Source organism: Deltaproteobacteria bacterium, assembly GCA_005879535.1.
GTDB lineage: Bacteria > Myxococcota > Myxococcia > Myxococcales > 40CM-4-68-19 > 40CM-4-68-19.
Genome location: VBKI01000064.1, coordinates 170217 through 181594 on the forward strand (window position 1 = coordinate 170217; position 11378 = coordinate 181594).

At 69.7% G+C, this 11378-nt stretch carries 9 protein-coding genes; 6 read left to right on the plus strand and 3 right to left on the minus strand.

Translation table 11 applies throughout. The features are described from left to right. Positions 1–46 precede the first annotated feature (46 nt). From E6J58_12175 to E6J58_12185, 3 genes are all read left to right on the plus strand, one after another. Positions 47–1801: an ATP-binding protein gene (locus E6J58_12175; protein TMB37365.1), complete on the plus strand. Its 1755-nt coding sequence runs from the start codon at positions 47–49 to the stop codon at positions 1799–1801. Next, on the plus strand, positions 1801–2193 hold the full coding sequence (locus E6J58_12180) for a thioesterase (protein TMB37366.1): 393 nt from the start codon (positions 1801–1803) through the stop codon (positions 2191–2193). Before E6J58_12175 ends, E6J58_12180 begins: the two co-directional genes overlap by 1 nt. A gap of 111 nt (positions 2194–2304) precedes the next feature. Beyond that, positions 2305–3723, plus strand: a complete 1419-nt coding sequence (locus E6J58_12185) for a serine/threonine protein kinase (GenBank protein ID TMB37367.1) — start codon at positions 2305–2307, stop codon at positions 3721–3723. A 140-nt stretch (positions 3724–3863) separates the two neighbouring features. On the opposite strand, the gene E6J58_12190 is transcribed toward E6J58_12185, so the two are convergent. The 3 genes from E6J58_12190 to E6J58_12200 form a co-directional block, all read right to left on the minus strand. Further along, a complete protein-coding gene (locus E6J58_12190) occupies positions 3864–5510 on the minus strand; it encodes a LysM peptidoglycan-binding domain-containing protein (protein TMB37368.1) in 1647 nt (548 codons plus the stop codon). 96 nt (positions 5511–5606) lie between these two features. Next, a complete protein-coding gene (locus E6J58_12195; protein ID TMB37369.1) occupies positions 5607–6617 on the minus strand; it encodes an alpha/beta fold hydrolase in 1011 nt (336 codons plus the stop codon). Further along, on the minus strand, positions 6610–8250 hold the full coding sequence (locus E6J58_12200) for a hypothetical protein (protein TMB37370.1): 1641 nt from the start codon (positions 8248–8250) through the stop codon (positions 6610–6612). The genes E6J58_12195 and E6J58_12200 overlap by 8 nt, the downstream gene beginning before the upstream one ends. A 78-nt stretch (positions 8251–8328) precedes the next feature. Between E6J58_12200 and dusB the strand changes: the two genes are divergently transcribed. The 3 genes from dusB (at position 8329) to E6J58_12215 (ending at position 11373) form a co-directional block, all read left to right on the plus strand. Continuing rightward, the gene (dusB, locus tag E6J58_12205) at positions 8329–9552 is read left to right on the plus strand and encodes a tRNA dihydrouridine synthase DusB (GenBank protein ID TMB37371.1); all 1224 of its coding nucleotides are present in this window, start codon (positions 8329–8331) and stop codon (positions 9550–9552) included. Positions 9553–9560: 8 nt separating this feature from the next. Continuing rightward, a complete protein-coding gene (locus E6J58_12210; GenBank protein ID TMB37372.1) occupies positions 9561–10292 on the plus strand; it encodes a sel1 repeat family protein in 732 nt (243 codons plus the stop codon). Between the two features lie 79 nt (positions 10293–10371). Beyond that, complete coding sequence (locus E6J58_12215) at positions 10372–11373, plus strand: MoxR family ATPase (GenBank protein ID TMB37373.1); 1002 nt, start codon at positions 10372–10374, stop codon at positions 11371–11373. Positions 11374–11378: the final 5 nt, after the last annotated feature.

Genomic DNA, 11378 nt, shown 5'->3' on the forward strand with positions numbered 1-11378 from the left:
TACCGTCCGCTGCGCAGCGGGGCGCGAAAGGTTAAGAAAGGACGCCATGCCGAGGAAGTCCCGTTCGCTCTCGTCCGATCCGCTGGCGTCGTTTCCCGCCTGGGCGCGCATGCTCGCCGAGCGGTACTACACGAAGACCATCTCCACGTTCATCCTGCACGGCGCCGTCCGCGATCTGCAGCCTGCGGATGACGGCAAAGGCGGCCGCCGCTTCGTCTCGCTGCGCAGCTTCCTCGCCGACGAGCTGTTCGGCACCCGCGATCTCGTCGTCTTCTACGACCGCTCCGGCGGCATCCGGCTCGCGACGCCGGAGATGCAGAAGGACTTCATGGGCGCCGTGGCCGGCTACGACACCCTGTTCGGGACCGACTACGCCAAAGCGGTGCCCAAGGACCCCGCCCGCGCCTTTCCGCTGCTCGAGTCGTACGCCCGCGTCCGCATCGCCGACGGGAAGAGCCTCGCGGTGATCATCGATTTCGCCGAGACCGTCGCCCCGGCCGGCGATCTCGGGTACATGCCGGGCGAGGACCGCTACTCGCTGGTGACGCTGGTGAAGTGGGCGCAGGATCCGCAGTTCCTCACCGCCGACTTCTCCGTCTGCCTGATCGCCGAGAATCTCGCCGAGCTGAATCCGCGCCTGGGGCGGAATCCCTACGCCGCGTCCATCGAGCTGCCGCTCCCCGACGAGAAGGAGCGCTTCGAGTACGTGGAGTGGAAGATCGCCCAGTCCGGCAAGAAGCGGGCGGACATCTCCGAGGTCAACGCGGAAGCCCTCGGCCAGATGACCGCGGGCATGTCGCGCGTCGCCCTCGATCGGGTGCTCACCGAGGCCATCGCAGGCCCGCGGCTGACGGTTGCGAGGCTGAAGGAGAAGAAGAAGGAGATCATCCAGGCGGAGTGCCACGGGCTCCTCGAGTTCATCGAGCCCGCGCATTCGATCGACATGGTGGCCGGCCATGGCAAGGCGAAGCAGCTGTTGCGGCAAGCGGCGAAGGCTATCCAGTCGGGCAAGCGCGACGTGGTCCCGATGGGGTTCCTCATTGCCGGACCTATCGGAACCGGCAAGACGTTCCTCGCCACCTGTTTCGCCGGCGAAATCGGCATTCCCTGCGTCAAGTTCCTCAACTTCCGTTCCCAGTGGCAGGGGGTCACCGAAGGGAACCTGGAGAAGATCTTCAACCTGCTGAAGGCGATGTGGCCGGTGGCGGTGATCGTCGACGAGGCGGACGCCTTCCTCGGCAACCGGAACGCGCAGGGCGACAGCGGCACGAGCGCCCGCGTGTTCTCCCAGATTGCGACCTTCATGGGGAACACCGAGTTCCGCGGGAAGATCGTCTGGTTCCTGCTCACTTCCCGGCCCGACCTGCTCCCCGTCGATCTCAAGCGGCAGGGGCGCGCGGAGGAGCACCTCGCCCTCTTCTACCCGGAGTCGCACGACGAGCGCGTCGAGCTGGTGAAGACGATGGCTCGCAAGGCGAAGGTGAACTTCGACGGCGAAATCACCGCCGTCCTGCCGCCAGACCTGCCGAAGATGTCCGGCGCCGACATCGAGGCCGCTCTGGTCCGCGCCAGGCTGCGCGCGGTCACCGACCGCCGCGAGAAGGTCACGGCGACCGATCTGCGCGAGACGTTCGCGGACTTCGTCCCGCCGAGCTATCCGCTGGAGGTAGAGCTGCAGACCCTGGTCGCGGTCAGCGAGTGCACCTCGCGAGAGCTCTTGCCAGAATCCTACCGGCAGAAGCCGCGCGACGAGATCACCCGCCGCATCCGCGAGCTGAAGCTCCTCCTCTCGGAGCAGTGATGCAGCCGGGCGCGACCTTCAAGTTCCGCTACACGGTCACCGACGCGGACACCGCCGCCGCGCTGAAGCCGATCACCGGCGACGATTTTCCGCCAGTGTTCGCGACGACGAAGTGCATCGCCCTGCTCGAGCTCGCCGCCGGACACCTGCTCAAGGCGGAGTGCGGCCGAGGCCAGCTTTCGGTGGGCGTGGTCGTCGACGTGAAGCACACTGCGGCCACGCCCGTCGGCGCATGGGTGGAGGCGCAGGCTACCTATACCGGCCGCAACGGGCGCCTCTACGTTTTCGAGGTCGTCGCGCGCGATCCGGGCGGCGAAGTCATGCGCGGCCGCCACGAGCGCGGGGTGATCGACGAAGCGCGACTGCTCGAAGGCGCCGCGAAGCGCCGGTGAGGCGCGCAGCCGGCCTACACGCGGCACGCGATGCCTACAGCATTGCCCGTGGTGGGGTGAACGGCCGGTTCGGATCGCGATGCTACACTCGGCGCTCGACTGCGGGGAACGATGGGCGCGTGCGCCGGTTGTGGAAGAGCGGGCACCGATTCTCGCTGCGCTTTCTGCGGCGTCGCTCTTGCTCCGCGCGGCTATGCCGTCGAGAAGGTCCTGGCACAGACGGATCACGGGCGCGTCTACCGCGCGCGATCCCCGGACGGAGCCATCGTCGCGCTCAAGGAGCTGCAGTTCGCCAGCGTTCCCGGCGCGCAGCAGATCGACGCGTTCGAGCGCGAGGCGGCGACCCTCAAGACGCTGCACCACCCGCGCATCCCTCGTTACGTCGACAGCTTCTCCGAAGGCGAGGGCGTCCATCTGCGCTTGTACCTCGCGGCCGAGTTCATCGAAGGCGAGCCGCTTTCGGCGCGGATCCGCCGCGGGCCGTTTCCCGAGGCGGAGCTGCGCGACGTCGCCGGACAGGTGCTGTGGGTGCTCCTGTACCTGCACAAGCTCGGGGTGCTGCACCGGGACATCAAGCCGGACAACCTCATCGTCCGGCCGGGCGGCGAGATCGTCCTCGTCGACTTCGGAAGCGCCCGGCAGCTCTCCGGAACGCACACCTACGGCTCGACGCTGGTCGGCACATTCGGCTACATGCCGACGGAGCAGCTCGGCGGCACGGTGGACGCGACCAGCGACCTTTACGCGCTGGGAGCGACGCTGCTCCATGCCGCCACGGGGAAGCCGCCCTCCGAGCTTCTCTCGAGCGACATGACGCTGCGGGTGCCTCGCGACGCGCCCCTGCGTGGATGGATCGCGGGCCTCGTGCAGCCGCGGCGCGAGAGACGGATGCAGAGCGCACCGGCGTCGCTCGCCGCCCTGGAGGATCCGGCGCCGTCCCGAGCCGTCCGGCCGCGATTCGCCCTGCTCGCTGCCGCCGGCGTAGCGATGACGGCGCTGTCCTTCGTCCGCGGTTCCGCACCCGCCGCAGCCTCTGCGCCCGTGGTCCGAACGGCGTCGCCCCACGCGACTGGCGCTCCGTCTTCGCCACGACAGTGGTTCGCGATGGCCAAGCCGTTCTGCAATCCCGTGGAAGTGGCGCAGCTCATGGCGAGGCGGCCGGGCCCGTCCGGATGGGAGGGCACGGGTTATGTCGCCGGCTGCTGGGCATTGGCGGGCCGGATCGGCGAGGCGCGTTCCGCGCTCGCCCTCGTTCCCGAGCAGGAACGCTGGCGCGCCGCGGGAATCGTCTTCGACCTGGGCCACCCGGTAGCCGACGCAGGCGACGATATCGCCGCCGCGCCGATCATGAATCTCGTCCTCGAGTCGTGGCCAGCTCATTTCCAGGCGCTGTACCACGCCGGGATGAGCGACTACGCGCTGGGCAATGCGGAGCGCGCGCGCACGCACCTCACTGGGTTCCTGCGCCTCTACAAGGAAGAGGACGGTTTCACACGCAACGCCCGGAATGCGCTCGCCAGGCTGCGCTGACCGCGACTAGCCCCGGCGCGGGGTCGCGCCGGCTGTCTCGCAGCGCCGCGGGGGTCCGCGCGCTGCCTGGGGACTAGCCCCGGCGCGGGGTCGCGCCGGCTGTCCCGCAGCGCCGCGGGGGTCCGCGCGCTGCCTGGGGACTAGCTCTCGCGGACGGCGATGGTCTGGCCGACCTGCAGCGCCCGCGCACGCCGGCCGCTCAGCCCATTCAGCTTGCGAAGCTTGTCCACCGTCGTGGAGAACTTGGCGGCGATGGTCCAGAGCGTGTCGCCGGCCTTGACCGTATAGAGGGTTCCCGGGACGCGCTTTGCGGCGGGCGCGGGATCCGGCGGGGCGGCGCGCAGCTGCATGCGTCCCCGCGCACGTCGATCCTCGAGCTGCGAACCGGCGAGCATCCCGCGCGACGCGCCCGCCATCGGGATCACCAGCATCCGGCCCGGCTTGATCTGCCTGTAGCTGCGGATACCGTTGGTGCGGAGGATGGCCGCTTCGGTGACGCCGTACGCGCGGGCGATCTTCCCCAGCGGCTCGCCCTTCTCCACCCGGTGCTCGGTGAAGCTGAGCCGATCCTTCGCGTCCAGCTTCTCGTACTCGGCGAGGAACGATTCCCGCTTTGCCTGCGGCAGCCGCAGCGTGTATCCGCCCGGCGGCGTGCAGAACCGGCGCAGCTCAGGATTCAGGTCCCGCAACTCCTCGAAGGCGATCCCTGCCGCCTTGGCGACCACGTGCAGGTCGGTGGCGTCCGGCACCCGCACTTCCTCGAAGTCGCGCGGCTGATCGTAATCGACGTGGAAGCCGAATCGCTCGGGGTGCTTGGCGATGAGCGCCGCCGCGATCAGCTTGGGGACGTAGTGCTTCGTCTCCGCTCGCAGCGTCCGCCCGCGCCCCATCATGCGCCAGAAGTCGGTGGTCTTCTCCTTGCGAATGGCGCGGCTGATCTTCCCCTCGCCGGCGTTGTAGCCCGCCCAGGCCAGGTACCAGTCGCCGTGGAAGCGCGCCTTCAGCTCCTTGAGATACTTGGAAGCGGCGATGGTCGACTTGTACGGATCGCGCCGCTCGTCGACCCAGAAATCGGTGAGCAGCCCGTACCGTCGCGAGGTGCCGACCACGAACTGCCAGGGGCCGGCGGCCTTGGCGAACGAGTATGCGTAGGCGCTGAACCCGCTCTCGATCATCGCCAGGTACACGGTGTCGAGCGGCAAGCCTTCCCGCTCGAGCACCTTGCGCATCATCGGGATGTAGCGGGTGCTGCGCGTGAGCCACTTGCTGAAGTGCTCGCGGGCGTCGGTCTGGAAGAAGCGGATATAGGCGACCACCGCGTCGTTCATCTCGACGGGGATGTCGTACTTGGCGCGCAGCTCCTCGTCGGAGATTCCCAACAGCTCGGGGATCTTCGCCGCGACGCTGCCCGCCGGTGCGGGGTCGGCGAGAGGAGCGCCGTCGAGGCCGGTGCCGAGGGCGGTGGAGAGATCGCGCGCGATCGGATCGGTCGGGTCGAGGCCGACGGAGATGCCGTCCCTGGGTCCGGCGCCGGGAGCCTGTGGGACGAGCCCCGCCTTTTCCTCCGCCTTGCGCACGGCCTCGAGCTCGGCCGCGCTCTTCTCCACTTCCGCCTGCGCGTCGGCGTCGTCGTCGGACAGATCCTCGGGCTTCTGGTCCTCGGGCTTCTGTTCGGTTTCGCGCGCGGCCTCGGGCTCGCGCGCGTTGTCGCCCCAAGGGTCTTCCTGCGCCCGCACTGCGGACGCCACGAAGACGGCTGCGAGCACGGTGGCGATCGCGGAGCGCAACCTTTCCCTCCTACTGGCCGCTGAGCGCTCTGTCAAAGTACACACCGACGCACATCGGAGGCAGCGCCCGGAGCAAGAATCACCGGCGCGGCGCGCTTATTTCAGCGTGTCGATGAACGCGGCCACGGCCCGTCGCGTCTGCGCAGGTCTCTCCAGCTGGGGAATGTGGCCGCAGCCCTGCAGCATCTCGACCCGCGCGCCCGCGATCCGCGCGAAGTCCTCCACGCTGCGCAGCGGCAGCAGCCGATCCTGCGCTCCCCAGAGGATCAGCACCGGCACGTGGATGTCGGTGAGCACGTCGAGACCGAGCGAGCGATCGTTGCCGGCGCGGGCATCGTCGAGGATGCGCTGCACGGTCGGAGTGCCCCAATGCCGCGCGAAATCGCGCGCCACCAGCCAGAAGGGCCACGGCGTCCGGTGAAAGAGCAGCCGCGCCATGTGGGCCGCGCCCAGGTTCGGGTCGTCGAACGCGCGCGGCAGCGCCGTCATCGCCTCGTCGGACAGCTCCGCGCCGGCGGGGTTCATTCCCACCACGCCCGCGCAGAGATCGGGGCGCTCGTGCGCGGCATAGAGCGCCAGCGCTCCTCCCAGCGAATTGCCGATCAAAACGACCTTGCCGCGGTGTTCGCGAGCCATCTCTTCGGCGCAGGCGATCACCACCGCCCCGTACTCGCGCGCGCTCAACGGGCCGCTGGCGGGCTGCGGCGAGCGGCCGTGGCCTGGCAGCTCGAGGAGGACGACGCGGGGCGACCGCGGGACGAGGGCGGGTACCAGCGGCGCGATGGAGCTGGCGGACCCTCCCAGTCCGTGCAGGAGCAGGGCGGCTGGTCCGACCCCATGTCCTGCGAACGCGTAGCGATGCACGCGGTAGCCGTGGAGCGACGCCGTCCAGCTCTCGGCGCCCTGCGCTAGCATCGCTCCGTGCGCGAGACGCATCAGCAGATCGAGCGAGAGATCGGGGACGCCGCGCAACGCGAGCTGACCTCCCTGCGCGAGCACGCGGCGCGCCGCCAGCCCCAGACGCTTGCGCTGCGAGGCGAGGGCGAGCCAGAGGCGGCGCGGCTCCGGATGTCGTTCGAGGGCCTCGGCCAACGTCTCCTCACTCATGCGCTGGGCCGCCGGGCCTGGGATGCGCCTTCTCCCCCTTCGCCAGGGGGTGGCCGTGTCCGGGTCCGACGATGTACGGGCGGTATTTCGCGTCGTCGAAGTGAGGCGAGTTGGCGGCCTCGTGGCAGCGCATGCAGGCAGTGTCGGGAACCTCGCGCTGGATGAACGCACCCGCGGCGTCCTTCACGTGATGGCTCCCCGGCCCATGACAGTCCTCGCACTGCACGTCGCGTCTCCCGACTCCCTTTCCTTCGATGCCGGGCCCGCCGAGCTGGGTGCGATCGATCCGGCAGACGCCTCCCGGCTGTTGCCACCCGGTGACGTGGCAGCGGATGCAATCGAGGCTGTATTGCTTCTCGACCGCGACCAGCGTGGCGTATGCGCGGGCGTGCTTGGTCTGCGTCCAGAAGGCGACCGCGTCCTCGTGGCATTGGACGCATCCGGTGACCCCGAGGAAAGCGCGCTCGCCCTTCGCCGGCGGCGGGCAGGTCTCCGGCTGCCGTTGCGCTTCCGCAAGATTGAGCTCCGTCACCTGGTGGTCGTAGGCATCGACGAGCTTCTGCGCATCCTTGTCCGACCCGACCTGTCCGGTGAGAGGCAGGAACGAGGCGCGCACCCACGACGTTCCCGCGGCCGGCTGCGGCGCGGGCGCCGCCGTGAGCGCGCGCTTGCGCTCCTCCAGCTCGCGGATCTTCGCCTCCAGCTGATCGCGGCGCTGCGGCGCCGACCGGATCTGCGCGCGAAAGCGTTCGATGCGCGCATCGAGACCCCTGATCTCCTCTTCGCGGTCCTCCGGCGAAGGCAGAAGTGCCGGCGGGCCATCGCCGAGATGGACGTCGACGCGCAGGAGGCTCTGTCCGTGCCCTTCGACCGCGAGCAGCGGCGGGAGACCCGGATCCTTGGCGTTCGGGTCGGCGGCGGGATCGTCGCGGCGGCCGAGGATGACCAGATCGACGCCGGCCGCCCGCGCCGCGGGAAGGAGCGCTTGCGCAGCGGTGAACGCGCTCGCTCCGCGCGGGTGAAGGAGAAGGACCACGATTCGCGCGCCCTGCTCGCGCAAGCCGCGGCTGCGCGCTGCGATCGTCGCCCCGGGATCCGTCTCGAATCCGGCGGCGAACAGGCCCACCTTCACCGGTCCGGCATCGGCGATCAGCGTCGCGCGGGCGCCGGGAAGCGGCGCGACACCTGCATCGAGCAGCGGAACCCCCAGAGCCGTCTCCGAGACGAACGGCGCGCCCAGCGCGAGGTCCCGTGCGCCGACGGCGCGAGCCGCGGCTCCGAGCATCTGGTCGCCCCTGGCCAACGTGCGCGCTTTGAGCTGCCGCTGCGTCAGCATCTGCGCCGGCGGGCGCGCCGGGCTCTCGAAGAGGAGGTCGCCCGCATCGACGAAGAGCAGGTTCGGATCGGACCTTCGCAGGCTCTGCATCAGCGCCACGGCGCGGGGAAGGCCGCCGCGCTGATCGGGCGCGCAACCGCAGGGAACGATCTGGCCGGCGACCGAGGCCGAGAAGACGAGGGTCACCCGATCGACCGGCCCGGGCCCTGCCTGCTGCGTTTCGGCGGCCCGCGCGGGGGCCGGCGCTTTCGGCGCGGCGCAGGCCACCGCGAGCGAGACGAGGAGCAACGAGCGCACGGGGCGGATCTGCTACCAGAGGGCGGGCGCGAAGGACAACCTTGCTCTGCGGGCTGGCCGCCGATACAAGCGTGCGCGATGTCAGTGGAAGCGCTCAGCCACGCCGCGCCGTTTGCCGCCCGCGCACAGCCGCGCGCGCCGGCGACCGGCCCTTGCCGTCCGATTCAGCCGGTCCGGCTGGGACCGCTGGTGCTACCGAATCGGTATTTCCTCGCGCCGCTCGCGGGCGTGTCGGACTGGCCGTTCCGGCTACTCTGCCGGGAGATGGGCGCCGCCATCGCGCACACGGAGATGATCAGCAGCCACGGCCTCGTGCACGGCGGCGATCAGACGCTCAGCTATCTCGAGCGGCCCGCGTCGGAGCGGCCGTTCGCCATCCAGGTCTTCGGACACGATCCCGAGGTGCTCGCCGCGGGCGCCCGCATCGCCGTCGAGAATTACGGCCCCATCGACGCCGTCGATATCAACATGGGCTGCCCGGTGAAGAAGGTCTGCTGCCACGGCGCCGGCGCCGCCATGCTGAAGGATCCGCATCTCGTCGAGCGGACGGTCCGCAACGTCGCGGCTGCTGTCGCTCCTCTGCCGGTCACGGTCAAGCTCCGCGCCGGTTGGGACGATCAAGCGCGAAACGCTCCCGACATCGCCCGGGCCTGCGAGCAGGGCGGCGCCGTGGCCGTAGGCCTCCATCCGCGGACGCGCGCGCAGATGTACCGCGGACGCGCCGACTGGGACCTGATCCGGCGCACCAAGGAAGCGGTGGGGATCTCCGTCTGGGGCTCCGGCGATCTGTTCACCGCCGAGGCGGCGCTGCGGATGCTCGCAGAGACCGGCGCCGACGCCGCGCGTATCGCCCGCGGAGCATGCGGCTATCCCTGGATCTTCCGCGAGCTGCTCGCGCTCGAGCGCGGGGAGACGCCGGCGCCGGTGACGGTGCAGGAATGGCGCGCCACCATCCTCCGCCACGTGCGCATGGCGATCGAGGACAAGCAGGGCAAGCACCGCATCGTGCCCGCCGCCGGGTCCCCGCGGGCGCGCCCGTACCGGCCCAACGGAGGACACGAGCACCATGCGCTCGACACGCGCGAGGCCGAGCTGGCGGCGATCCGCGAGCTGCGCAAGCACCTGCTGTGGTACACGCGCGGCCGGCGCGGCGGGCTCGCGTTCCGCCGGATCGCTCCCGATCTGCACACCGAAGAGGACGTGCGGCGAGCGCTGGACCGCTTCTTTCCCGAGGACGGTTCCGTGCCTGCGGAAGTGAGCGACGAATCGGTGGGGTCGCGCGAGATGAGCGCAGAGGATTGATCCAGAACATGCCGCCGACCGTCCTCGCCCTGCTGTTGCTCGCCGTCGTCAGCCCCTTGAACCTGGAGAAGTCGTGCAACGCCGGCAACGCGGGCGACTGTCTCCAGTTCGGCATACGGATCCACGACGGCATTGGCGTACGGCGCGATCCTGCGCGCGCCGCCGACCTCTTCCGCAAGGCGTGCAAGGGCAACAACCAGGACGGTTGCGCGGACGACGCCTTCGCGCTCGCGGTGGGCGAAGGGCAAGCGCCGAATCCGCGGACCGCGATTCCCAAGCTGGAAAAGATGTGCAAGCAGGGACAGGCCCGGGCCTGCGGCAATCTCGGCGCGCTGTTCATGCGCGGCCTCGGCGGGCCGCAGGATGCGTTGCGCGGGGAGAAGCTGCTCGAAGATGCCTGCAACAAGCGGGACGCGCGCGCATGCTCGAATCTCGCCACCCTCGCGTACCGCGCCGGCGATGCGGAACGGGCGGAGCAGCTAGCGGAGGCGGCGGACGATCTCGGGGATCCGGTCGGCTACGCGCACCTCGGCGACCTCTATGCGCGGACGAACGACACCGTGCGCGCCATCGTCTACTTCAAGCACGCGTGCGATGCGGGCATGGCGCACGGGTGTGCCGGCCACGGCTTTCTCCTCCTGGAGAGCGGGATCGACGAGAAGAAGGGACGCGAGCTGTTGCAGCGCGGGTGCGACGGCGGGGAAACGCAGGCCTGCGACGCGCTCCGGAACCCGAAATGAGCGGGACCCGAAGTGAGCGGGAAGTTTAGTCGGCTCCGGGGGTTCTGGTAGCCTGCGGCAGCCGCAAAGGAAAGGCACCTTGAGCGCCCAGCCTGCGACCGACATCCGCCTCCTCAACGATCGCATCCAGCAGGAATCGGCGTTCGTGGACGCGCTGATCCAGCAGGCCGCGCAGGTCATCGTCGGGCAGCGGCAGATGATCGAGCGGCTCCTGATCGGGTTGATCACCGGCGGGCACGTGCTGCTGGAAGGCGTTCCCGGGCTGGCCAAGACGCTGACGGTGAAGACGCTCGGCGACTGCCTCCAACTCTCCTTCAAGCGCATCCAGTTCACGCCGGATCTCCTTCCGGCCGACCTGGTGGGCACGCAGATCTATCAGCCGCAGACGCAGAGCTTCACGGTGAAGAAGGGGCCGCTGTTCGCGAACCTGATCCTCGCCGACGAGATCAACCGCGCGCCGGCGAAGGTCCAGTCCGCGCTCCTCGAGTCGATGCAGGAGAGGCAGGTCACCATCGGAGACCAGACGTTCCCGCTCCCTGCCCCGTTTCTCGTGCTGGCGACCGAGAACCCCATCGAGCAGGAAGGGACGTATCCGCTGCCGGAGGCGCAGGTCGACCGGTTCATGCTGAAGGTGAAGGTCGGCTACCCCACGCGGCAGGAGGAGCTGCTGATCATGGATCGGGTCGCAGGCCGGGAGCTGCCCCGCCCCGCGGCGGTCGTGACTCCCGAGCAGCTCCTGCGCGCGCAGAAGGTCGTCAGCGACATCTACATCGATCCCAAGGTGAAGGAGTACATCGTCAACCTGGTGCTGGCGACGCGGGACGCCCCGGCGGCCGGCCTCAACGACATGGCCGGAACCATCGAGTACGGCGCCTCGCCGCGCGCGACCATCTACCTGAACCTGGCGGCGCGCGCGCACGCCTTCCTCCGTCACCGCGGCTTCGTCACGCCCGAAGACGTCAAGGCCGTCGCCTACGACGTGCTCCGCCACCGGATCTCGCTCACCTACGAAGCGGAGGCGGAGAACCTGACGCCGGAGAAGGTGATCCAGAAGATCCTCGAGAAGATCGAGGTCCCGTGAGTTCG